A 24,387-nucleotide genomic window follows, 5' to 3' on the forward strand; every position below is an offset into this window, starting at 1 on the left:
CAGTTTGTCCGTTTCCCCTCTTCATTTGAGGTCACAAACGGTGACCTCAAATGAAGAGGGGGCGTGGCGGGGGACTATGGCAGCGGTCACTTTCTTGGGAGGATTCGAGACATTCCCGAGAAGGAGATCCTGGGGTTTGAGGTCCCAAGGGGCAACAGGTTCGAACCCTATCTGGTTGAGCAGCGGCTCGCGGGCTCCTTTGCGCTGTTTTGTCCCTGGCTGCATCGGGGAAGGGAGCTCTCAATCGAGGAGCTGCTCTCCCTGGTGGCCAGACCCTACGAGAGCGGCATGTCCTCGCAAACGTCGTAGCTCAGTCGTGGCTGGGACCTGGCGCTTGCAGCTCGGTCGCGCGTTCTGCAACCCGCCCCTAGGCTACGTGCGCACGAGCGTGGCGACGCACTCCACGTGCTTGGTGTGCGGGAACATGTCCACGGGCACCACACGCTCCAGACGATACCCCCGCGCGCGAAGAATCTCGAGGTCACGGGCCTGCGTCTCCACGTTGCAGGAGACATAGACCACGCGCTCTGGGGCGAAACGGGCCACGCCGCCCAGAAACGCGGGTGTGCTGCCCGCCCGTGGCGGGTCCATGATGACAACGTCATAAGTCTCGTCGCGGGCCTTGGCCATCCACTTTGTTGCGTCCGCGCGCACGAACGAGCAGCGCTCCTCCACCCCGTTGGCGTGGGCGTTGCGCTGGGCGCAGGAGATGGCCCCTGGCACCTGATCAACCCCTGTGACCAGCGCCTCGCTCGCGCGTGCGGCGGCACAGATGCCGATGGTCCCCGTTCCGCAGTAGGCGTCAAGCAGGTGTGGCTCTCGACCCCCCGCGATGCCAGTCCCCTCGAGCGCCAGCCGGTAGAGGACCTCGGTCTGGGCGGGATTGGTCTGGTAAAAGCTCGTGGGGCCTATCTCGAAGGTGCATCCGAGCAGACGGTCGTGCATGACGCCCGGCCCAAAGAGGGTCTTGTTGCTCCGTCCTAGGATTGCGTTGGTGTGTCGGTCGTTCACGTTCTGCACGATGCTCGTGAGCTCGGGACACCCCGCGCGCAGCTCTGAGACGAGGCGCTCGGCACCCCGGAGCTCATCCACGCGCGTCACCAGCACGAGGAGCACGTCATCGGTCTTCCATCCGCAGCGCACCACAGCGTGACGCAGGACGCCCACGCCGCGGTCCTCGTCGTAAGGAGGGATGCGGAGCTTTTCGGCGGCGCGGGCCGCGGCATTGAGGATGCGGCGGGCGCGCGGGTCCTCCACGAGGCAGTCGTCGCAGGGTACGATTCGATGGGTTCCTGCAGCGTAGAAGCCCGAGTGCACGCGCCCGTGAGGGCCGTGGGCAAAGGGCGTGGCCGCCTTGTGACGGTAGCGTACGGGCTCGTCCATGCCGCGGATGGGCTCCACAGTCGCGCCGTCCTTCTCGGCAGCTGTCCCTAGCAGCTCCTCCACTTGTTCCTGCTTGCGGCGCAGCTGGATGGAATAGGGAACGGCCAACCACTCGCAGCCCCCGCAGTCGCGCGCGATGGGGCAGGTGTAGGTGCGATAGCCCATGGAATTCCTCTCGACGGCCTCCTAGGATAGCCGAGCGAGTCCGTGCGAGCGGGGTCGTACACGAGCGACCATACCCGAACGCCGGATTCGGGCCTCATTTGAGCATGAATCCGGCGTTCGGGTATGGTCGACAAAGTAGACGATGCGTGCGGGAGCGCCTGCGTTGCGTCCACGCTCCGCCCGCCCTGCTACGATAAACAAAAACAACGAAAGGAGCGCCATGGGTGCAAGAATCGGCATCATCGGGGCAAGTCACGTGGGGGCTCATGTGGCGGACGTGCTGCTCGCACGGGGCATTGCCGAGGAGGTGCGCCTCTGCGACCTTGACGAGAAGCTCTCGCGCGCCCAGGCCAACGACCTGGTGGACGCCGCCTCGTACTACCAGCGCTCCGCTCGTGTGGTCGACTGCGGCACGCGCTACGAGGAGCTTGCCTCATGCGGCGTCATCGTGAACGCGGCGGGTCACGTCGCGGCCTCCGCCACCAGCCGCGACGGCGAGCTCAAGGTCACGCCGGCCGAGGTCCGCACGTTCGCGCACCGCATCGCCGAGGCAGGCTTCGAGGGCGTCTGGGTCAGCGCCGCCAACCCCTGCGACGTCGTCGCCTACGCGCTCTGGCGCGAGCTCGACTGCGATCCGCATCGCATCGTGGGCTCGGGCACCGCGCTCGACTCCGCGCGCCTGCATCATGCCCTGGCCGATGCCACGGGCTACGACCAGCACGTCATTAACTCCTGGATGCTCGGCGAGCACGGCTTCAGCGAGTTCGCCTGCTGGTCGCACGTCTCGGTGGGCTGCCTCGCCCTGGACGAGGTCGAGGCCCAGGCGCATCTCACCCTTGACCGCGCGGCCATCGAGCAGGACGCATGCAAGGGCGGCTACATCACCATGGCCGGCAAGCTCTGCACCGAGTACTCGATCTCCAACGCCGTGGGTGACATCGTCGACGCCATCGTGCGCGATGCCAAGATCGTGACCCCCGTCTCCACGCTCGTCGAGGACGTCTACGGGGTGTCCGGGATCTTCTCGTCTTTGCCGTGCACGGTGGGTGCGGCCGGCGTGGAGCAGGTCTTTGTGCCCGAGTTCTCCGCGAGCGAGATCGAGGGATGGCACCGGAGCTGCGCGCACATCAAGGAGAATATCGGCCAGCTCGACTGGCTGTAGTCGGAGGGGCCGCCTGCCCCCGTGGTAGTTTTTCCTCTTGACACGGAATCAATATGATATCAAACTGACCTCAGTGGATGAGGGCGGTCCCGGAGGCCGTGCCCGCCTTGAGGAAAGGAAACACAATGACCGTAGAGAAGAAGGCTCGCGCCGCCAGCGGATGGCCCATGCTCGTCGTGACCATCGTCGGGTACATTGCCTCCGTCTGGCTGATGATCCAGTCCATCGTCGCCCTGGCTACGGCCGACGACGCCGGGCTGCCCGCCCCCGCGCTTGCCCTAGCGGGCCTTGTGACCGCGGCGGTGCTACTTATGGTAACCATCATCGTTAACTGCGGGTTCTTCTCTCTGCAGCCGGGGCAGGCGCGCGTCTGCATCCTGTTTGGCACCTACGTGGGGACGATTCGCGAGTCTGGCTTTTACTGGGCCAACCCCTTCTTTAGCCGGAGCCTGGGCAACCCCGACGGCGAGCTCGCGGCCGAGCAGCTCACCGAGGCGATGGAGGGCTCCGGCAAGGCGGCCAAGGCAATCAAGGTCGCGGCGCGCGGCCTCTCCACCAAGGTCTCCGTGCGCGTTCGTACCCACAACGGTGAGCGCATCAAGGTGAACGACAAGATGGGCAACCCTATCGAGATCGCGACCGTGGTGGTCTGGCACGTGGCGGACACGGCCAAGGCGCTCTTCGACGTGGACGACTACCCCTCCTTCGTGGGCATGCAGACCGAGACCGCTCTGCGCCATGTGGCCAGTATCTACGCCTACGACCACATGGAGGACGACGACTCCAGCAACAAGACCATCACGCTGCGCTCCAACATCGAAGAGGTCTCCGAGAGCCTCAAGGCCGAGCTCGATCGGCGTCTGTCCGCGGCAGGCGTGGCCGTCGACGACGCCCGTCTCACGCACCTCGCCTACGCGCCGGAGATCGCCCCGGCGATGCTGCGCCGCCAGCAGGCCGAGGCCATCATTGCCGCGCGCAAGAAGATCGTGGAGGGCGCGGTCTCCATGGTGGACATGGCGCTCAGTCAGCTCTCCGAGAACGGCGTCGTGGACTTCGACGAGGACCGCAAGGCCGTCATGGCCTCCAACCTCATGGTGGTTCTCTGTGGCGAGGCCGATGCCCAGCCCGTGCTCAACACCGGCTCCCTGTACCAGTAGGGGGCTTTGGGCATGGCTGCCAGAAAGCAATACCCGCTGCGCATAGACCCGGAGGTCTGGGCCGCCGTCGAGAGGTGGGCGGCGGACGAGATGCGCAGCGCCAATGGTCAGGTCGAGTGGATTCTGCGTGACTCTCTGCGTCGGGCGGGACGGTTGCCCGGGGGCAGGGGGCCCGCAGATGGCGCGTCGCCCGACTCCGCCCAGAACGGCGGGGAATCCTAGGCCTCGCCGCCGTGTGCCCCGGCCAGCGGGCGAACCCAACCTGAAAGGAAGTCGCAAGGAACTTCGAAACGACCCTTGCGCTCAGGGGAGGGGACGCTAAACTGGCTATTATTGAACAAGAGTCAAAAATATGGGTGAGGGCCCGGCAGACCAGTGTCCGCTGTCCTAGTGGACTGACGACCGGCGAATAAAGGGGCAAGCGCTCCCAAGGGGAACGGCGAGAGGGGCACACGATGCAGTCAAAGATCGCGCACGCAGCGGAGCGCAAGGCATTCGGTCTGGCGCTCGACCAGATCATCAGGGTGGGCTCCGGCCCCGACCGCGAGAAGAACCTCGGCAGGCTCATCGACATGGCTGGCAAGCTCCTCCAGGACACGGCGCCCGGCGCCACGCGCGGCCTGCGCAACGGTCTGTATCCCGGGTCCAAGTGGGAGCAGTTCCTCTGGAAGGTCATCGACGAGACCGACCGCCACGTGCTCAAGACCACGGTCCTGAACGGCGGCTACGAGGCGGCCTTCCGCGGCCTGCGCAACACCACGGCCAACGCCGAGAAGAACCAGTGCAACGTCCCCTGGATCATCCTGTTCGACCCCACCTCGGCCTGCAACAAGCACTGCGTGGGCTGCTGGGCCGCCGACTACGGCAACATGCTCAACCTCACCTATGACGAGATGGACCGTCTGGTAACCGAGGGCTCTGAGCTGGGCTGTCATCTCTACATGCTCACGGGCGGCGAGCCCCTCGTCCGCAAGAAGGACATCCTGCGCCTCGCCGAGGCCCACAATGACTGCCTCTTCAACATCTTCACCAACGCCTCCCTAATTGACCAGGCGTTCTGCGACGAGGTCAAACGCGTGGGCAACATCATCTTCTCGGTCTCGCTCGAGGGCACCCAGGAGTCCAACGACGGTCGCCGCGGAGAGGGATCCTACGACGAGGTCATGGCCGCCTTCGAGCTCATGCACAACAACGGCCTGCTCTTTGGTACTTCCACTGCCTATACACGCGTCAACACCGAGGAGGTCTCCTCGGACGCCTACTTCGACACCATCATCGAGAAGGGTGCCCGTTGGGCCTGGTACTTCCACTACATGCCCGTGGGCGAGGGCGCCAACGCCGACCTCATGCCCACCGTCGACCAGCGTGAGTACATGCTGCACCGCATCCGCGAGGTGCGCGCCGTGACCGGGGGCAAGCCCATCTTTGCCATGGACTTCCAGAACGACGGCGAGTACGTGGGCGGCTGCATCGCCGGCGGTCGCGTCTTTTGCCACATCAACGCGCGCGGCGACGTGGAGCCCTGCGTCTTCATCCACTACTCCAACGCCAACATCAAGGAGAAGCCGCTGCTCGAGTGCCTGAAGCAGCCGCTCTTCCAGTCCTATCGTGACCACTACCCCTGGAACGACAACATGCTGCGCCCCTGTCCCATGCTGGAGAACCCGGAGATCCTTCCCCGTATCGTTCACGCATCTGACGCCACGTCGACCGAATACGTCACTCCGGAGGACGTCGACCACCTCTGCGCCCGCACGACCCCCTACGCCCAGAGCTGGGAGAAGCGCGCCGAGGAGCTCTGGTTGGAGCAGCATCCCACGGGCAAGAAGGTCTACGAGGACGAGATGTCCAGCGAGGAGATCGCTCTCAAGGCCAAGCTCATTGCCGAGCACGATGCGGAGGAGGAAAAGGTCCTCGTCAAGTAGGTCGTTCGGAACAAAAATCCTCACGGGGCGGACCCATCCGGCATTTAGAGCGGATGGGCCCGTCCCCCTCTCGGCACTCCTGTAGCGCGCCTACGGGAGCTCTTCTCGCCACTGCCCGATACGTGCTTCCCCTAGCCTGTCTACGTGGTTATGGTTGGCTGCATGACGGACAACTTTTGGCTCCGAGGAGGCGCACCATGGCAGCAAAGGGTAGCGAGAAGGTCAAGAATGTGGTCCTTGTGGGCCAAGGCGGCGTGGGCAAGACCATGCTGGCCGAGGCCATGCTCCACCTGACGGGTCGTACCACCCGCCTGGGCGGCCACGCCGGCACCAAGCCCACGCTGGACTACGACGGCGAGGAGGGGGAGCGCGGCTTCTCCATCTCCACCTCGATCGCGCCGGTCATCTGGGAGGGTACGCGCCTGAATGTGCTCGACGCCCCCTGCTACCCCGACTTCGTGGGCGACGCCCACGCCGCCATGAGCGTCTGCGAGACGGCGCTGTTCATGGTCGACGCCGCGAACGGCCCTGGCACCGTCACCACCCGCCTGTGGTACGCGGCCGAGGACCTCTCGGTAGCCCGCGCGGTCTTTGTCAACCGCATCGACCGTCCGGATGCCGACTTCGACGTTGCTCTTGAAACGCTGCGGGAGCGTTTTGGCACCAACCTCGGTGCGGTGACGATTCCCATGGGCTCGGGCGAGGACTTCGCGGGGGTCATCGACGTCATCCACCGGAAGGCCCGCCACCTCGTCGACGGCGAGCTTGTGGTCGAGAAGATCCCCGCCGCCTACGCAGACGAGGCGGCCCGTGCGCGCGCCCAGCTCACCGAGCTCGTGGTCGAGGCCGACGACGACCTGATGATGAAGTACCTCGAGGGTGAGGAAATCACGCAGGACGAGCTTGAGGGACTTCTCGGCAAGGCCCTCGTGGAGCGCATCTTCGTTCCCGTGTTCGTGGGCTCGTGCGTGCGCGAGGAGGGGGTCGTCTCCTTCATGGACGCCGCGGTGACGTGGTTTCCCTCCATGGCCGACTTCGGCCGCATCCCGCTCGTCAACGGAGAGCAGCTCGATATCTCCCCGGATGACGACCGCCCGGTCGCCTTTGCCTTCAAGTCGCTCAACGACCCGCAAAACGGGCGCCTCTCGTTTCTTAAGGTTCTGGCCGGCACCCTCACGACCGGCACGGAGCTCATCAACGCGCGCACCCGCAAGGCGGAGCGCCTGGGCCACCTCTACCTCATGTGCGGCAAGGACATGACCGAGGTCGCTTCCGCGGCCGCGGGCGACATCGTCGTGGTTCCCAAGCTCGAGGCCATGACCGGCGACACCCTCTCCGTCACGGGCAAGGTCGAGGCCGCGGAGTTCCGCTTCCCCAACTCCCTCTATCGCACCGCCATCGAGCCCGACAAGCGCGGCACCGAGGGCAAGCTCTACGCGTTTCTGGAGAAGTCTGCGGACGCCGACCCCACCCTGCGCGTCGAGCGTGACGAGGACACCGGCCAGACGGTCATCTCCGCCATCGGTGAGGCGCAGGTCAGCGTTCTGCTCGATCGTCTTGAGGACCGCGCGGGCATCACGGCGCGCACCGTGGCGCTGAGGATTCCGTATCGCGAGACCATCCGCCGCGTGGCCAGCGCCCAGGGACGCCACAAGAAGCAGACGGGCGGGGCCGGCCAGTACGGCGACTGCTGGCTGCGCGTGGAGCCCAACCCCGGCGCCGGCTACGAGTTCGTGGACGAGGTCGTGGGCGGCCACATCCCACGCGGCTTCATCCCGGCCATCGACAAGGGCGTCCAGGAGACCCTGCACGAGGGGGTCCTGGCGGGCTATCCCATGATAGACGTCAAGGTCGCCGTCTACGACGGCTCGTACCACCCCGTGGACTCCAACGAGATGGCCTTCAAGACGGCCGCGCGCATAGGCTTCCAGAAGGCCGTCGACCAGGCCGAGCCCGTGCTGCTCGAGCCCCTGGCGCACCTCAGCGTCACCGTGCCCGAGAGCTACGCCGGCTCCGTGATGGGCGACATCTCCGCGAGCCGCGGGCGCGTCGAGGGCATGGCTGCCGCCACCGGCACCGCCGTCGGACAGACCACGGTCGAGGCCACCGTGCCGTACGCCGAGGTCACGGACTATGCCACGCGCCTGCGCTCCCTCTCGCGCGGCACGGGCGAGTTCGAGCTCGAGCTCTCCGGCTACGAACAGGTCCCGCACGACATCCAGCAGGAGCTCGCGGAGGATTACGCCGCCCGACGCGCTGCCGGTGAGAAGTAGGGTCGCTCGGGTCTGGGTCCTCGCTTCAAAATGTCTCACAGAAAGGGTACTCTCAAAAGTTTGCTATACGTTACTCTCGGCGTTGCACAGGGCACATGCTAGAATGCAGCAATATAACCGTCATTTCATCCGATAAGGAGAAATCATGCTCAGTGCCGTTCAGATTAAGCCCGATATCTACTGGGTTGGTGCTCTCGACTGGAACGAGCGTGAGTTCCATGGCTACGCCACCGACGCCGGCATTACCTATAACGCCTACCTCATCCTCGACGAGAAGGTCACCCTCATCGACACGACCAAGGGAACCTTCAAAAACGAGCTTCTGGAGCGCATCTCGTCAGTCATTGACCCTTCTAAGATTGATATCGTTATCTCAAACCACGTCGAGGGCGATCATTCTGAGAGCATCCCAACTATTCGCGAGGTGGCCCCCAACTGCAAGATTTACTCGTCCGCTCCCTCGGGGGTCAAAGGCCTGACCGGCCACTACGGTGACCTTGGCTACGAGAGCGTCAAGACGGGCGACACCCTGAGCATCGGCAAGCGCACGTTTACCTTCGTCCAGACCCCCATGGTCCACTGGCCCGACAACATGGTCACTTACGACATTCAGGACAAGATCCTCTTCTCCAACGACGCCTTCGGCCAGCACTACGCCACCTCCAAACGCTTTGACGACGAGAACGACATGTGTGAGGTCATGCATCAGGCTCGCAAGTACTACGCTAACATTGTGCAGCCGTATCGTGCGCAGGCGGCAGCTGCCGTCAAGGCGGTGCGCGGGCTTGGCCCCGATGCGCTGGACATGATTGCCCCCGCCCACGGTGTCATCTGGCGCAGCCATGTGGCCGACATCCTCGATGCCTACGAACAGGTTTACTCCTCGGGCGTTGTTCAGGAGAAGGCCCTTGTCATCTATGACACCATGTACGACGCGACCGAGTCCATCGCCCGCGCGCTCACGGACGCCTTCCAGCAGCAGGGGATTTCCACGAAGCTCATGTCCGTCAAGAAGTCCCATGAGTCTGACATCATGGATGAGTTTCTGGACGCCAAGTACATCTGCGTGGGGTCTCCCACGATGAACAGCCAGATGCTATCCAGCGTGGCGGGATTCCTCACGTACATGAAGGGCCTCTCCCCCAAGAACGGCGATCGCATGGGGTTTGCCTTTGGCTCCTACGGCTGGGCGCCGCTCGGTCCCAACAACGTGCAGAAGGAGCTTGAGTCCGCTGGCTTCCAGCTGCCCGAGAAGGCTCTTGCCATCAACTGGACTCCTAGCGAGGAGCAGCTCAGCGCCGCGCGCGACAAGGTTGCCGCTTTGATTGCGTAAGGCCCCTGCGATCCAGGTCCTGATTTGCGCCCGCCCCCAGGCAGCCGTCTTGGAGCGGGCGTTTCTTACGTCATCCTTCCGGCATTCTTATACTAGTATTTTAATTAAATTTAAGCAACTTGAGCTCCTCTAGGAACTATCTTCCTTTTAAAGCAAGCAGATGGGGGATACTCATGGGCAGTAGAGAACTCAAGGTCGGATACGAAACCGCGCAATTGCTCTTGTGAAGATGCCTTGTCGTCTTCTCGTTCGGCTGTCAGCTGCTAAACTTATCAGACTATACCGACAACGCGGGTGCCCCTGTTGTCGGCTGACTGTCTGCCGATCAAGGAGGTTGCGCACTCGCGCATGGACGTAGCCATTAGTATTGTCGTCACGTTTCTCCTCACGCTTGCCAATGGGTTCTTTTCCGCCTCCGAGCTGGCTGTCGTCTCCGCAAAGCGAGCTCTGCTCGAGCCTGATGCCGATAACGGTGACGCAAAGGCCCAGGCTGCCCTCGACCTCTCTGCTGATTCTGGCCAGTTTCTGGCCACCATTCAGGTTGCCATCACACTTGTGGGATTTGCGTCGTCGGCCTTTGCCGCGACCAGCCTCTCCGGTCCTCTTGGCGGATGGTTCACCTCCCTCGGGATGCCGGAGGGCGTCGCTGCCGGACTGGCGCCCGTGCTCATTACCCTGCTCGTCTCTTACCTCTCCATCGTCGTGGGCGAGCTTGTTCCCAAGCGTATCGCCCTGTCCAACTCGGAGGGGGTGGCCAAGGCCGTGGCGGGGACGATTCGCGGGTTCATGCACGTCGCTCGTCCCCTTGTCTGGGTTACCTCCCGCTCCGCCAATGGCATAGCCAAGTTCCTGGGAGTCAAGCCCGACGGCGACCGTGGGGTCGCCTCTGAAGAGGAAATTAAGTACTTGGTGACCGACGCCGCCGAGCTCTCCGACGAGGAGAAGTCCATGATTCACGAGGTCATCGACTTGGGGGACACCATCGCCCGCGAGGTCATGGTCCCCCGCGTGGACATGACGGCCCTGGAGGACTCCTCCACCCTGTCCGAGGTCCTCGCCGTCATGCGCCGCACCGGTTACTCGCGCATCCCCATCTACCACGGCTCCGTTGACCGTGTCGTGGGCGTGGCGCACATCAAGGACATCGTCAGCCTCATTCTTGACGAGGACCGTTCGTCCGAGTCCGTGGCCGCCTACGTGCGCACCGCCGACTACGTGCCTGACACCAAGGACATCATCCCCCTGCTCTCCGAGATGCAGTCGAGCCACGACCAGATGGTCATCGTGGTAGACGAGTACGGCGGCACGGCGGGCGTCATCACGATCGAGGACATCGTCGAGGAGATCGTGGGCGAGATCGAGGACGAGTTCGACCCTGACAACAAGTTTCTCACCAAGCTCTCCGACCGCGAATGGCTCGTGGACGGGCGCTTCTCGCTCGATGATGCTATCGACCTGGGTTGGCCTGTCGAGGACAACGAGGAGTACGAGACCATCGCCGGCTTTGTGACCGACCTCGCCGACAAGCTCCCGCGCCCTGGGGACGTCATCGAGAAGGACGGCTACCAGTTTCTTGTGCAGTCCATGCGTGGTCGTCGCCTTGCGATGTTGCGCGTCACCGCGCCCGAGCCGATCGTTGAGGAGCCTTCTGCCGACGCTGACGGTGACGGGGACGGAGAGTCTGCGAAGGAGTAAGACCCCGCCCGCCACTTTAACTACAATGATGAGAATAGCTCGCCCATCACCTGTGGCGGACACTAAGAGAAGGGGAGCTGCCCGATGGCCCAGCTCTTTGAAATCAGGAAGGTCACGATTGGCCCCAGAAACTTCGAGGTCGAGGTCGAGGCGTCGCCGTCTGCACCTCTTATGACCAGCGAGGACCCCGCGGGTACCGAGCTCGTGCTCGACCTCATGCCCGAGCTCAGAGACCATATCTGCATGGGCGACGCTGCCCCTCGCTTTGGGGAGGTCGTCGAGCAGACCGAGCTCGCGCACCTGCTGGAGCACGTGAGCGTGGAGCTTCTCGCCCGGACGAACGTGGCCGGAGACATCGCCAGTGGTCAGACTGTCGAGACGGGTGAGCGTCACTATCGGATTACCCTTGCGTGCCCCGATGACGTGCTCGTTGCCGGGGCGCTTTCGAGCGCCGTCTGGATTCTTCAGTGGGCGTATGCGGGCGGTGGGGATCCGCGCCCCGACGTCGACGCGATCGCAAGCGGGCTTGCCGACCTCGTGAGCAGCTTGGATGATGCGGAGGACGCGGATGCGAGCACGAGCGCGCCTGAGGCAGAGGAGCCATCCTCACGGGAAGACGATGGGCCCATTGCTGCATCGGAAGCTACATCCGAGGCCGAACCTGCGCCAGGGCCCGCCCCCGAGGAGGACCCCGGAGCCGAACCCGTACCTGCTGCCGAATCCAACCAGGATGAGGATCGTGACCGGTGGGACATGGATGACGTCCCTCGCCCGCATCTCGTTCGTTAGTCGGCGCGGTTCTCGCGCCTCGTACAGTCCGCACTGACAGGAGGAACTCATGAACAAGAAGACGGTCGGTTTTATTCTTGGAAGCATCTTTGGGGCCGCAACGGGCGTGGCCGCTGGCATGATGCTCGCCCCGCGCTCCGGCGCCGAGAGCCGCGCCATGGCCGCCGACGCCATGAACGATGCGTGGGACTCCGCAGTGGACACCTATGAGCGCGGGAGTGGCGTCGTCTCGGACAAGATCGACGACGTTCGTCCCACCGTTGACGCCAAGACCGACGAGCTGCGCGCCAAGGTGGACCTCGCTCGCGAGCGCATGGATCAGCTCCGCGACTCCCTCTCCGACGCCGTCTCGGACGCCTCCGAGCAGGTCCAGGACGCAGTGACCTCCGTGACCGACAGGGTCGCGGCCATGACTGACGTTCCTGCAGAGAATGGTGCAAAGGCCGCCGAGGCCGTCCACGTCGAGGTCGTCGACGAGGACGATGCGTACGAGGCGTAGGCCTATGCTCAAGGTGAGTGATCTGGTGGGGCTTCGAGTCCGCGTTCCCAAGAAGCCCAAGAAGGCCAAGGACGGGACCACGACCGAGCGCACCTCAAAGCTCGGCAAGATTCACATGGCCGTCTTCTCGCCGGACGGCGCGCAGGTCGTGGGGTTCATGGTGAGGCGTCCTGACGTGGTGGGCATGGTCAAGCGCGAGGACGCGTTTCTTGCGTGGGACGCCTTTGGGCCGTCTGACGGCAAGGTCGTTGTGGTGACTCGTCCCACTGACGGGCTCGACGCCGAGGCCAGAAAGCGTCTCCTGCTGGACTGGGACGCCTGTATCATGTGGGCGGGCATGGACGCCAAGACGGTCGAGGGCAAGCCTCTGGGCTACGTCTCGGATGCCGAGTTTGACGAGAGGACCGGGCGCGTGACGCGCTTCTTCACCACCGACGGTGGCGTTTCCCATGCGCTCGTGGGCTCGTTTCAGATCACGCCCGACATGGTACGCGGCTATGCGCACGGTCGCATGGTCGTGGACACGGGCGGTAAGGCCCTCGAGCCTGACGGGGGGCTGGCGGGCGCAGCCGGAGAGGGCTATGCGCGCGCCAAGGTCAAGGGTGCCGAGGTAGGCAAGAAGGCCGGTGCCGCCGCCGGCGAGGCTGTGGAGAAGGGCTCGTTTGCGCTCGGCAAGGTAATTGGCAAAGCTCAGAAGGCTATCTCCGAGGCCACGAAGGAGGAGCCTGAGCCCCAGCCTTCTCAGTCGGCCCCGCAGGCTCCCGCAATGGCGGCTGCGGATGTGCGCGTGGAGGAGCCGGTCGAGAAGCTCCCGGAGAGCGCGGCGCAGCGGGCCGAGCGGCCCGCGCCCAAGACCTACGCTCCGGCGTCGGAGGGGAAACCGGAGCGAAGGAAGACGGCTTCGGCAGAATCCAAGACGGCGCAGCCAAAGTCTAAACCTGAGCCCAAACCGGCTGCCGACAAGGCCGCGAAGGCCGTTGGCAAGCAGCTCGGAGCCATGGGCAAGATGTTCGGCTCCTTCAAGGACGAGTTCGACAAGGCGAATAAGTAGCGCGATCGGGGTTTGGCGGCGGCGTGCCCCGCCGGCCTACCGCACCTCGAGCGTGCCGAGAAGTGCTTGGTGGTCGGAGCCCGTGACCTTGACGGTCTCAAGGTCGCTCACCACGACGTTGGCGTCCTTGGCGTACACGATGTGGTCTATCTCTATGAGCGAGGGGAAGGCTCCGTACGAGGGATAGGTCATGTGGAATCCCTCTCCGCTCTGCTCCCCCGCGTCCACGAAGGACGTTCCCAGGAGCTCGCGAAAGCGCGCGTGGTCCCACGTGGAGTTGAAGTCACCCATGATGAGGTAGGCGTGATCATAGTCAGAGAGGGACCCGATGACCGAGAGCCCCTCATCCCACAGGTCCTGCGCGCCACGTACCGGGGAGTTGGGGTGCACGCTAACAACGCGCAGCGTGCGGCCACCCACCGAGATGCTTGCCGCGGGCATGGAGCTCGTGTCGATGCTGAGCAGGTTGCCGGACGTGTCGCTCATGGGCGCGAGGGTCCAGATTCCGTTGCGACCGCCGTTGTTTACCGTGGAGGCAGCGTCGGAGATCACGTAGTAGGGCAGGACCTCGCTCAAGCCGGCGTCCTGGAGCTGGGCGATGAAGTCGGCTGAGAGCTCCTGGAGGCAGAGGACCTCGACGTTCTGAGAGCGTACGAGCGAGACGACCTCCTCGGCCGAGGCAGACCCGTTCCTGGTGTTGAGCGTCATGATGCGCATGGTGTCATCGTCGGTCGAGGCCGCCGTCTGGACTGTCGCCGTGGCGGAGTTCGAGACGCGTGCGGTGGGCAGGAAGTAGCCTCTGTGCCACCAGAGCGTGACGGCCAGCGTGATGGCGCATGCCACGAGCAAGACGCGCCGATGCCAGAGCGCCGCCAGAATCAGGCAAAGCAAAAGCGGAATGAGCATGAGCGGCACGAACGAGACGAGCTCCGGCACTGCGCGTCCGGTGGCCAGCTCAGAGGGCAAATAGCGCAGGGAGAGAAGTGCCACGGCACCTGCCACAACGATCCAGAGTACGAACGAGAGACAGCCGTGTCGTGCGCGGCTGCGCGGACGAGAAGGGCGGGGGGGACGTTTGCGTGGCGGCTCCTCGAAAGGCTCGGGGGCGTCCTCGGTGACTGATGCGCGCTGCGTCACGGGGCGCTGACGGTGCAGCACGCGCGCTCGGGGAGCTGTGTCGCCCATGTTCTCCCGTGCTCGATCGACCACGTGCGGCCGCACGACGGTGCGCTCGGGCGTGCCCCAGTCGTCGGAATCTGTGGGGGCAGTGTGCGCAGCGCTCCCTGTCGCGATGCCCCCAGCAGACGCTCCCTCGCTGACCGCCCAGTCGTCGTCGGAGATGGGCTCCCACTGGCGCGCGGTGTCGTCTGAGGGCCTGCGTGCATTGTCAGAGGGCTGCTGGGCCATGGGATCCTCTCGCGTAAAAGGGCATAGAGTTTATCCTAGCGAAGCCATGGGCACCTTGGTCGGCTCTGACGAAAACGTCGCAAATGACGTTAGTGGCTTGGTCTCTCTTACGCTCCCGTGACCTGCATCACGAGCATCACCACGGTCAGCACTACAACGGCGATGATGGTGAACCACGTGAGCACGTTCCATACGCGGCCGTTCGCGTGGTTGCCCATTACGTGTCGGTCGCTGGCAATGCGGACCATGAACACCAGAAGGACCGGCAGGAGCACGCCGTTTATGACCTGCGCGACCATCATGATGCCAAAGAGATTCACATTGGGGACAAGCACCACGGTCGCCGAGATGACGATCACGGCAGTGATGACGCCGCGGTAGACGGGGGCCTCTGACCAGCCGTGATCAGCTCCGTGCTCCCAGCCAAAGGCCTCGCAGACGGCGCTCGAGGTGATGCCCGGCAAGACGCATGAGGCCAAGAAGGACGCGCCCACGAGTCCCGCGCCAAAAAGCACCTCCGCATAGTCGCCTACCAGGGGCGCTAGCGCGCTGGCGGCATCCTGGGCACCGTTGACGACCACGCCCGCCGGGTGCAGCACGGCGCCCGTGGTCAGGATGATGAACCAGGAGATCGCGCTCGCCACCACGGCACCCGTCACGGTGTCGATTCGCTGGTAGGGAAGACTCTGCGCCGTGGCGTTCTTCTCGACCACGTTGCTCTGGGCCAAAAAGACCATCCACGGCGCAATGGTGGTGCCCACGTTGGCCACGAGCAGCGAGAAGTACTGCGGATTGCTGTCAAATTGCGGCACGAGGGTGGCAAAGAGCGCGTCTCCCCAGTTGGGCCCCACCATGATGCCAGCCACTACGTAGGTCACAAAGACGCAGCTTACGGCCAGGAGGACCTTCTCGATGCGTCGATACGAGCCGCTCATGGTGAGCAGCCAGATTATCACGGCGGCAACGGGCACGGACACGTAGATGGGCACGTCGAACAGGGCCATGCCCGAGGCGATACCCGCGAACTCGGAGAGCGTGACCGTGGTGTTAGAGATCAGAAGAGCCAGCATAGCCAGGGCGCTCATGCGCACACCAAACTGCTCGCGGATAAGCGAGGCAAAGCCCTTGCCCGTGACGCAGCCCATGCGCGCGGCCGTCTCCTGTGCCACGATGAGGAGAAAGCACATGACGGGGACGGTCCAGAGCTGGCCAAAGCCAAAGAGAGCGCCCGCGTTGGAGTAGGTGGCAACGCCGCCGGCATCCGCGCCGGCGAGGGCTGCGACCATGCCGGGCCCCATGGCGGCGAGGATGAGCCTTGGCTTCAGCCTTGTCCGCTGGTGCTGAGGTGGGTCCGTCTTACCGATACCTGACATCAGCTAGCCCACCACAGCCCGCAAGGTCCTGACAGGAGCGCCGAGGCGACGACGAAGGTCACCACCGCGACGATCATGGCTAAGATGGAGAGCGCAAATCCCGAAGTCTCGCGGTTCTTGTCGTCACGATGGCGCAGCACGACGAGGTAGGTCGGCGCGAGCGCAAACGAGACAAAGGTCGAGACGGCGGCTCCGATTCCACCAGTGGTCAGCGCTGGCCCCAGAAGGCCGTCAAGGCCGTGCGCGGGCATCACGGGAGAGGCGAGCAGGTTCACCAGGGCCACCGAGATAAGCGCCACAAGCATGCCAGACGCAACCCCGACGCCCAGGCTCTTGAACGCAAAGCCCACCAGGGAGGGGGAGTCCTCGTCGTCAGGGTCATTTTCCAGGAAGAAGTTGGTCACATAGCTGATAGAGTCGCCGGCGAGCACGAGCGCTACGGCGAGGGGAAGGCAGCAGACAAGCGTCTCCTGCGGCCGGAGCCGCTCACCGGACACGAACGTGAGCGCAAGGATGCCGAGCGCCCACAAGAAGACCCACACGTTGCGACGAAGCAGCCACGCGAGGGCGCCCGCACGCTCGGAGCCCTCGCTGCCGTCGGAGCCCGCGCCGGCAATCTGCAGATCCTCCGCGTGCTCCTCTTCGAGGACGTCGAGAGCGTCGTCGACGGTGACGATGCCCAGAATGTGCCCATCGTCAGCCACGACGGGCATGGCCAGGAGGTTGTACTTGGCGATGCCCTCGGCCACGTCCTCCTGGTCGTCTTCGGGATTCGCGGTGACCAGCTCTTCGGTGCTTATCTCGATAAGGGGGTCGTCGGGGTTGGCAGTTATCAGGTGGTTAAGTGTCACCACGCCGCACAGTCGGCCGTCGTCATCCGTCAGATAGAGGTAGCGCACGGTCTCGAAGTCCTCGTCGAGTCCCTTAAGCAGCGCAATCGCGTCTGCGGCGGTGCCGTCGTGGGAGATGGCGGCAAACTCGGAGGTCATGATGCGGCCCGCCGTGTCCTCGCGGTAACCCAGCAGCTGACGTACGGCGTTCTGCTCCTTGACGCCCATGAGGCGCAGGAGCTTCTCGGCCTTGTCGTAGTCCAGCTCGCTGACGAGCTCGGCGGCGTCGTCGGGGTCCATCTCGGACAGCGTACGCGAGGCGTCCGACTCGTTCATGCCGCCCATGAGCTCGGCGGCCATGGCGTCGTCGTCGAACTCGGCGAGGGCACCGGCGCGCTGCTCGTCGTCGAGCTGAGCAAAGACTTGGCCGCGCAGGCGCGGATCGAGCCGCTCGATGATGTCGGCGATGTCGGCAGGGTGCAGCTCGTCGAGGGTTTTGTGCGAGACGGAGAGCTTGACGTTGGAAAGGTCGCGCTCCACGAGGTCCATGTAGCTCCACGCGATGATGCGCTCGGGCAGAGGGTGGCCAAAGGTGTGCGCGAGCTTCAGGGCCAGACGCTCCAGGGCGGGGTGCAGGGTGCGCAGAATGCCGCGCATGCCTACCTCCGCACCAAGCAGGCGCAGCTGGGTCGAGCTGGTGTCGGAGAGCTTGAGGTCGTTCACGCGCACGACGCGCATGCCGTGGGTATCCACGATCTGCTTGTTCAAGATGTCGCGAGCGAGAAGAACCTCGTCAGGCTGCAGATAGGAGAAGCGCAGGTCGGTCGAAGTTGCCTTGAGGCGCACTTCCTTCTCGTCATAGGTGTTCACATACTTGCGCCAGCTGATCATGAGAGGCGTACGGCCGGTGCCCGTAAAGGCCAGACTCGTCACACGGGGGAAGACCTCGCCGGTGGCGATTCCTAGGTCGGAAACGGTGCCAACCTTCTCACCATCGGAGTCAAGAACGGGATTTCCCAGAAGTTGGGAGAGATAGATCATCAATGCTCCTTACGTTTGCGCTGCTCGCCTGCAAAGGCGGACGGCTGTCACACCCCGTGCGGCGTGGCCAGGTGGGAGCACACCGTTGGGGCTATCGACTGTGAGGTCGAGGTTTCATACGGGCCCTTCTCTTCGGCGAATAGGCGGCCACACGCACGTGCTTGCGCAGCGCAACCGCATGTTATTGTACACGACGCTTACGGCTACCGGACGGCGCATACAGCTTCCCATACCTTGCCTATGCTGGCTCTTATTGCCCAGGAGGGACGATCTGACCCCTGGCGAACAGATATCTGACGCGTTTGGCCGCTATCATGTAAGCGTTCGCAACGGGACCGGAGGAAGGCGTGACCAAGCGCGTTCGCAGTGAGAAGAGCCACGAGAAGCGCCGGCGCGTCGTACGTGCGGCGGCGGGCGTGGCCTGCGTCACGGCACTCGTCGGACTCGTGGCAGCCAATGTGGCAACGGTGCTCCTGGGCGATACCGTCGAGTCTTTTTTGAGCTCGGATGTCGTGGACGTTACCCCTGAGCAGAGCGCGGCCACCGCGCAGGCGGGCCGCGCGCTTGCTGAGCGCATCGAGGGCGAGGGGCTCGTTCTGGTGCGCAACGAGGACGCCACGCTCCCCCTGCCCGCAGACGTGAACCAGGTTAACGTCTTTGGCTGGGGCTCCACCCAGTGGGTGGCCTCGGGATCGGGCTCCGGGCAGGTGGCCGGCGACACCGTGGGTCTTCTCGACGCCCTGAGCGAGCGGGGAATCTCATACAACACGCAGCTCACGGACATGTATCGTAGCTTCTGCGGAGCGCGTGCCTACCAGAGCGCGGGAGCCCTGAACAGCCGCGACTCCGAGTTCTGCCGCCTCTACGAGCCGAGCGTCTACGACAAGAGCTGCTACTCAGATGACCTTCTCTCACAGGTCCGACGCTACTCTGACACCGCGCTTGTCGTTATCTCTCGCGTCGCGGGCGAGTCGATTGACTGCCCCTCGGTCCAGTACAAGGTCAGCGCGCGCGACGGCTCAGTGGACACCGACGCCACCCGGGGCTACCTGGAGCTCTCGAGCGAGGAGGAGGCCCTGCTGCGCTACGTGGGGGCAAACTACGAGCACGTGGTGGTGCTTGTCAATTCGACGAACGTGATGGAGCTCGGTGAGCTGGAGACCATTCCCGGCATCGATGCGGCCCTTCTCGTGGGCACTACGGGAGAGGTGGGCGCTGCGGCTGTGGTCGGGGCCCTCTGGGGTGACGTTAACCCCTCCGGGCGCACGGCTGACACCTACGCCTACGACCTCTCCACGTCTGCGAGCTGGGCAAACGCAGGCACTGCGGGAGAGGGCCTCTACACCAACGCGGACGGCCTCTACCCGGCGGACGGCACGCTCAACGCGAACGTCGGCGTGCCCGAGGCCTACGACGGCGTGCGCTTCGTGGACTACGTCGAGGGCATCTACGTGGGCTATCGCTGGTACGAGACGGCTGACGCGGAGGGCTTCTGGAACGACGTATCCAACGCGCATGGTGCGGGCTACGACGGCGTTGTCCAGTATCCGTTTGGCCATGGGCTTTCTTACACGAGTTTCTCGTGGAAGGTCACCGATCGCTCCGTGAGCCTGGGCATGGCCGTGGGGCGCACGTCGGACCTCTCCCTTACCGTGCGCGTGACCAATACCGGTCAGGTTGCGGGCAAAGACGTGGTAGAGCTCTACTGCTCGCCCCCTTACGTTGACGGAGGAATCGAGAAGTCCTCTACCGTCCTTGTTGCCTACGAGAAGACCAAACTGCTCGCTCCGAGCGAGAGCCAGGACGTGACCCTCTCGTTCACCTTGGATGACGTGGCCTCCTACGACTGCTACGACGCCAACCAGGACGGCTTTACGGGTTACGAGCTCGACGGCGGGAGCTACGTGGTGGAACTCAAGAAGGACGCGCACACCCTCGCGGACTGCGAGGGAGCGCAGACGACCGTCGTCTTGCCCCGGACTGTGCGTTGCGAGGACAGCCTTGCGACGGGCTCCACGGTGGGGAATCGCTTCACGGGGGGCGCCGCGGTCGACGGCGTGTCCGTTGACGGGTCCAACTCCGATGCGAACATCACCTATCTCACGCGTGCGGACTTCTCGGCCACCTTTCCTCGCGCGAGCGACCCCGACCGAGAGATGACGGATAGCGTGGCGACCCTCAACCTCTACGGCGAGCAGCAGGTGGCGGCCGACGCCCTCGGTTACGTGGACGCGGCGGAAACGACGTCGCTCGAGCAGCCCGCGCGCACGGTCGCGGACCCCACCCTCGTCTTGTATCGCAACGGGAAGCTCACCTATCTGGGGAGGCTTCTGGGCCAGGACTACACGAACGCTACGTGGGATGACGTGCTTGACAACCTCTCGGTGAGCGACATGAAGAGGCTTGTGCTCCACGGTTACCTTGCCACGGGGGCCCTTGACGAGCTTGGCAAGCCCCGCACCAAGGAGGTCGACGGTCCGGCACAGGTGGGGTCGTTCAACCAGCTCAGCTATGGCGTGGGATACCCTGCACCCTCGGTTCTGGCGCAGACGTGGAACGCCGATCTTGCACGCGCGTACGGGCAGCAGGTGGGTATGGAGTGCGCCGTCTTGGGCGTGGACGGCTGGTACGCACCCTGCGCCAACGTGCATCGCACGCCGCTGGGGGGCCGCAACTACGAGTACTTCTCCGAGGACCCCCTGGTTTGCGGGACGATGGCCTCCTCAGTCGTGGGTGGTTCGCTCGATGCGGGAACGTACTGCTATCTCAAGCACTTCGCTGTCAACAATCAGGACTCCTACCGAGACTCCCTGTACACCTGGCTTACCGAGCAGTCGCTGCGCGAGATCTACCTCACGCCGTTTCGCTTGGCGGTCAAGCAGGGGGCCACGGGACTGATGACCGCGTACAATCGTATCGGCGCCACGTGGGCAGGAGGCAACAAGGCTCTGCTCACTGACGTTCTTCGCGGCGAGTGGGGGTTCGACGGCACCGTTATCACGGACTACTGCGACCACCAGCAGTACATGAACGCCGACCAGGCCCTGCGCGCCGGAGGCGACCTCTACATGGACGGTGTCTTTCGCAACGGCTCGTTTGCGTGTGGATACACCCAAGAGGAGCTCTCCGCTGCGGCGGGCACCCCTGACGCTCCGCGCGCCGCGAGCTACCTGACCAACCTGCGTCGAGCCACGGAGGACGTGCTCTACACCTGGCTGAACGCCCGCGAGACCAACCTCTCCTACAACGAGGACGCGGGCGCCAACGGCGGCGTGCCACTTGAGCGGCCCGTCAAGGCTCCTGGCTTCGACTACATAGGCACCGCGCTCGCCGTGGCCGATGCCGTTGCGAGCCTGGCCGTGGTTGGTTGGGTGCATCGGCGTTTGGAGCGTCGTCGGTCATAGGGCTCATGTGAGCGTATACCTGATTGTAAGTCGGGTCTCGTCCCGTTCAAAGAATAGCTCTCCATCCTCTTTCAATCGCTCCACAAAAAGCCCCGCGCCACCAGGCTGGCGCGGGGCTGTGACTCAGTGCACTTATCAGCAGAGACTAGAACTTGACCTGAGGTGCCTCGCGGGCGGACTCGTTTGCCACCTCGAAGCCGGGGCGCGGACGGAAGCTGGAGCCGGCGACCAGGCTGCCGGGGAAGGTCTCGATTGCGTTGTTGTAGTCCAGGACCACGTCGTTGTAGCTCATACGCGCGTAGCTGATGCGGTTCTCGGTGTCCGTAAGGTCGGACTGGAGCTGGGCGAAGTTGGCGTTCGCCTTGAGGTCGGGATAGGACTCGGCCACGGCAAAGAGGCTCTTGAGGGTACCCGTGAGGACGTTGGATGCCTCCATCTTGGCCTCGGGCGTGGGGGCAGAAGCAACGGCGGCGCGCGCGGCGGTTACGGCCTCGAGGGTGCTCGACTCATGCGTGGCATAGCCCTTGACGGTCTCCACGAGGTTGGGGATGAGGTCGTTTCTCCGCTGGAGCTGGGCGTCGATGGTCTGCCAGGCGGTGTCGCACTTGTTGTCCGCTCGGACAATGCCGTTGCGGATGCTGATGCCCCAGATGACGACAATGGCAACAATGACCAGGACGATGATGACGGCAAGCATAGTTCCTCCTTAGGGCGGCGCGTGGGCGCGCGGGAACGTGCGGGCGGAGGAGGAGGGATTCGAACCCTCGGAACGGCATGACCGCTCGACGGTTTTCAAGACCGCTGCATTCAACCACTCTGCCACTCCTCCGAGTGCGCGAGCACTAGTATCCTACCCTATGTGAGAGACGCAGAGACGTTGGAGGCGCGATGGACGCAGACGAGACGGGCCAGACCGCCGATGGGGACCAGGCGTCCGAGGACGAGCGCTACATGCGCCTTGCCCTTGCCGAGGCCTCGCGTGCCGCCGAGGAGGGCGAGGTTCCCATCGGCGCCTTGGTAGTCTGCGACGACGAGGTGGTGGCCAGCGCGCACAACCGTCGCGAGAACGATGCCGACCCGTCGGCTCATGCGGAGCTCTCCGCGATTGTCGCTGCCTCTCAGGCGCTGGGGCGCTGGAGGCTCACGGGGTGTACGGTCTACGTGACCCTGGAGCCCTGTCTCATGTGCGCGGGACTCATGGTGAACGCTCGGATCGACCGCTGCGTGTACGGCGCACCCGATCCCAAGGGAGGAGCGCTAGGCACGCTCTTTGACGTGAGCCACGACGAGCGTCTCAACCATGAGTTCGAGGTCACGCCCGGCGTCTTGGGAGACGAGGCCGCAGCTCAGCTGCGCGCCTTCTTCCGTGCCCGGCGGCGCGGGGTCTAGTGCAGATGAATGCCGCTAAGTGCACTTACATGTTCTTAGATGATCCCGTCTGCCCCTACACCACCTGAAATACGAAGAAGTCAAGATAGTGAGTCTCCGGCACGCCCCATAAGATGGGGTGATCGGGGGCCTGCTGCCGCTCTTCGACCTGCTTGAGCTGTACGTTGGCATCGTGCGCGGCCTGAGAGATTGCCTTGGCCAGAAGGTCTCGCGTCATGAAGTGCGAGCAGCTGCAGGTGGCAAGGTAGCCGCCGCGCGGCAGAAGGCGCAGGGCGTCGTAGTTTATCTGGCGATACCCCCGCGCGGCGTGCTCGACGGTGCCGCGACTCTTGGTGAACGCCGGCGGGTCGAGCACGATGAGGTCAAAGGGGCCGCCCTCCGCGCGCAGACGCCTCCGGTCCCCAACGAGCTCGGGAAGGTACTCGAGGACGTCGGCGCAGGTGAAGTCCATGCGCGCGTCAAGGCCGTCCAGTCGGGCGTTCTCGCGCGCAAGGTCGAGGGCCGTGGCGCTCACGTCCACGCCGCGCACGAAGTCGGCGCCGCCGGCCGCGGCATTGAGCCCGAACGGACCCACGTGGCAGAAGCAGTCGAGCACGCGACGCCCCCGCGCAATCTGACGCACGGCACGGCGGTTGTACTTCTGGTCGAGGAAGAAGCCTGTCTTCTGGCTGTTCTCCAGGTCGAGGTCAAAGGAGAGGCCGTTCTCCCTCACCACGAGGCGCGCTGAGTCGGGGGCGCCCGCAGCGTCCCACCAGCCCTTCTCGAGAGGCAGGCCCTCCTTGGCGCGGGAGGGGGAGTCGTTGCGCTCGTAGACGGCTCGCACGTCCTGGCCGTCGGCGCGCAGAGTCTGGAGCAGCAGCGGGTAGATGAGGGGGCGCAGACGGCCCATTCCCACCGTGCCCACTTGGGCAACAAGGACCTGCTCGTAGCGGTCTACGACGAGCCCGGGAAAGCCGTCCGCCTCCGAGAAGATCACGCGGCAGCAGGTGGTGTCGGGCTCGCACCCAGGAAGCGCGAGCGTGCCCATGGTCGTGACGCGATGCTGCCAGGCCCACTCCACGCGCCGAGCCCAGAATGCCTTATCAAGGCGGTCGTTCGCGTTGCGGCTCACCACGCGAACGCGAATCTTCGAGCGCTCGGAGAGCAGGCCGGCCCCCTGCCAGGTGCCGTTCTCCTCGAAGACGTCCACCAGGTCGCCGTTTGCGGCCGCGCGTCCGTCCGTGGGTGCGGGTTCCGTGCGCATGACCTCGCCCTCAAAGACCCAGGGGTGTCCCGCTTTGAGCGAGCACGCCGCCTTGTGCGTGACGATGACCTGCGGATAGGGTCGAACCTGCTTCATAGGGGCTCCTCAAAGAGCGAACGTGGCCGTGCGTCTCATTATGGCGTAGCCACGCACGTCGCGTTGACGTCTAACGCGGGGCTCTACCCGCGCACTTACCGTCTCATTATCGAACTCTGGCAGACTTGGGGGGAGGCCCTTTACGCCGTCCTGACGCGTCTGCTCGACACTT

General features: G+C 64.4%; 19 protein-coding genes and 1 tRNA gene. 13 read left to right on the forward strand and 7 right to left on the reverse strand.

What is annotated here, in order from left to right:
• Positions 1–63: 63 nt before the first annotated feature.
• Complete coding sequence (locus tag INP52_RS00220) at positions 64–309, forward strand: hypothetical protein (protein WP_194371375.1); 246 nt, start codon at positions 64–66, stop codon at positions 307–309.
• Between the two features lie 63 nt (positions 310–372).
• Here the strand turns inward: INP52_RS00220 and rlmD are convergent, their stop codons facing one another.
• The gene (gene rlmD / locus INP52_RS00225) at positions 373–1,548 is read right to left on the reverse strand and encodes a 23S rRNA (uracil(1939)-C(5))-methyltransferase RlmD (protein ID WP_194371382.1); all 1,176 of its coding nucleotides are present in this window, start codon (positions 1,546–1,548) and stop codon (positions 373–375) included.
• 220 nt (positions 1,549–1,768) lie between these two features.
• On the opposite strand from rlmD, the gene INP52_RS00230 reads away from it, so the two are divergent.
• From INP52_RS00230 to INP52_RS00275, 10 genes are all read left to right on the forward strand, one after another.
• Positions 1,769–2,710 (forward strand): lactate/malate family dehydrogenase, encoded by a 942-nt coding sequence (locus INP52_RS00230; protein WP_194371384.1) that lies wholly within the window; start codon positions 1,769–1,771, stop codon positions 2,708–2,710.
• 125 nt (positions 2,711–2,835) lie between these two features.
• Positions 2,836–3,867: an SPFH domain-containing protein gene (locus INP52_RS00235; protein ID WP_194371386.1), complete on the forward strand. Its 1,032-nt coding sequence runs from the start codon at positions 2,836–2,838 to the stop codon at positions 3,865–3,867.
• A 12-nt stretch (positions 3,868–3,879) separates the two neighbouring features.
• Positions 3,880–4,089, forward strand: coding sequence for an Arc family DNA binding domain-containing protein (locus INP52_RS00240; protein WP_194371388.1), 210 nt, complete (start codon positions 3,880–3,882; stop codon positions 4,087–4,089).
• Positions 4,090–4,322: 233 nt separating this feature from the next.
• Positions 4,323–5,792 (forward strand): radical SAM protein, encoded by a 1,470-nt coding sequence (locus INP52_RS00245; protein ID WP_194371391.1) that lies wholly within the window; start codon positions 4,323–4,325, stop codon positions 5,790–5,792.
• Between the two features lie 197 nt (positions 5,793–5,989).
• Positions 5,990–8,065, forward strand: coding sequence for an elongation factor G (locus tag INP52_RS00250; protein WP_194371393.1), 2,076 nt, complete (start codon positions 5,990–5,992; stop codon positions 8,063–8,065).
• Between the two features lie 145 nt (positions 8,066–8,210).
• Entirely contained in the window at positions 8,211–9,398 is a 1,188-nt protein-coding gene (locus tag INP52_RS00255) for an FprA family A-type flavoprotein (protein WP_194371395.1), read from the forward strand.
• A gap of 348 nt (positions 9,399–9,746) precedes the next feature.
• Positions 9,747–11,093 (forward strand): hemolysin family protein, encoded by a 1,347-nt coding sequence (locus INP52_RS00260; protein ID WP_194371397.1) that lies wholly within the window; start codon positions 9,747–9,749, stop codon positions 11,091–11,093.
• 84 nt (positions 11,094–11,177) lie between these two features.
• Positions 11,178–11,882: a cyanophycin synthetase family protein gene (locus INP52_RS00265; RefSeq protein ID WP_194371399.1), complete on the forward strand. Its 705-nt coding sequence runs from the start codon at positions 11,178–11,180 to the stop codon at positions 11,880–11,882.
• A gap of 49 nt (positions 11,883–11,931) precedes the next feature.
• The gene (locus INP52_RS00270; RefSeq protein WP_194371401.1) at positions 11,932–12,381 is read left to right on the forward strand and encodes a YtxH domain-containing protein; all 450 of its coding nucleotides are present in this window, start codon (positions 11,932–11,934) and stop codon (positions 12,379–12,381) included.
• 4 nt (positions 12,382–12,385) lie between these two features.
• The gene (locus INP52_RS00275) at positions 12,386–13,432 is read left to right on the forward strand and encodes a PRC-barrel domain-containing protein (protein WP_194371403.1); all 1,047 of its coding nucleotides are present in this window, start codon (positions 12,386–12,388) and stop codon (positions 13,430–13,432) included.
• 36 nt (positions 13,433–13,468) lie between these two features.
• Here the strand turns inward: INP52_RS00275 and INP52_RS00280 are convergent, their stop codons facing one another.
• The 3 genes from INP52_RS00280 to INP52_RS00290 all read right to left on the reverse strand — a co-directional run bounded on the left by INP52_RS00280 (position 13,469) and on the right by INP52_RS00290 (position 18,083).
• Entirely contained in the window at positions 13,469–14,839 is a 1,371-nt protein-coding gene (locus INP52_RS00280; RefSeq protein WP_194371405.1) for an endonuclease/exonuclease/phosphatase family protein, read from the reverse strand.
• Positions 14,840–14,946: 107 nt separating this feature from the next.
• A complete protein-coding gene (locus INP52_RS00285) occupies positions 14,947–16,137 on the reverse strand; it encodes an Nramp family divalent metal transporter (RefSeq protein WP_228478441.1) in 1,191 nt (396 codons plus the stop codon).
• 74 nt (positions 16,138–16,211) lie between these two features.
• The gene (locus INP52_RS00290) at positions 16,212–18,083 is read right to left on the reverse strand and encodes a magnesium transporter (protein ID WP_194371415.1); all 1,872 of its coding nucleotides are present in this window, start codon (positions 18,081–18,083) and stop codon (positions 16,212–16,214) included.
• Positions 18,084–18,430: 347 nt separating this feature from the next.
• Here INP52_RS00290 and INP52_RS00295 point away from each other — a divergent pair, with 347 nt between their 5' ends.
• The gene (locus INP52_RS00295; protein ID WP_194371417.1) at positions 18,431–21,487 is read left to right on the forward strand and encodes a glycoside hydrolase family 3 N-terminal domain-containing protein; all 3,057 of its coding nucleotides are present in this window, start codon (positions 18,431–18,433) and stop codon (positions 21,485–21,487) included.
• 145 nt (positions 21,488–21,632) lie between these two features.
• On the opposite strand, the gene INP52_RS00300 is transcribed toward INP52_RS00295, so the two are convergent.
• Together INP52_RS00300 and INP52_RS00305 are read right to left on the reverse strand one after the other, a co-directional pair.
• A complete protein-coding gene (locus tag INP52_RS00300; protein WP_194371419.1) occupies positions 21,633–22,184 on the reverse strand; it encodes a LemA family protein in 552 nt (183 codons plus the stop codon).
• 44 nt (positions 22,185–22,228) lie between these two features.
• A tRNA-Ser gene (locus INP52_RS00305) sits at positions 22,229–22,316 on the reverse strand.
• Between the two features lie 59 nt (positions 22,317–22,375).
• Between INP52_RS00305 and tadA the strand changes: the two genes are divergently transcribed.
• A complete protein-coding gene (gene tadA / locus INP52_RS00310) occupies positions 22,376–22,876 on the forward strand; it encodes a tRNA adenosine(34) deaminase TadA (protein ID WP_194371421.1) in 501 nt (166 codons plus the stop codon).
• A 55-nt stretch (positions 22,877–22,931) separates the two neighbouring features.
• Here tadA and INP52_RS00315 read toward each other — a convergent pair whose 3' ends face one another.
• A complete protein-coding gene (locus tag INP52_RS00315) occupies positions 22,932–24,215 on the reverse strand; it encodes a class I SAM-dependent rRNA methyltransferase (RefSeq protein WP_194371423.1) in 1,284 nt (427 codons plus the stop codon).
• Positions 24,216–24,387 lie beyond the last annotated feature (172 nt).

The organism is Thermophilibacter immobilis (genome assembly GCF_015277515.1).
In the GTDB taxonomy this organism is placed as follows: domain Bacteria; phylum Actinomycetota; class Coriobacteriia; order Coriobacteriales; family Atopobiaceae; genus Thermophilibacter; species Thermophilibacter immobilis.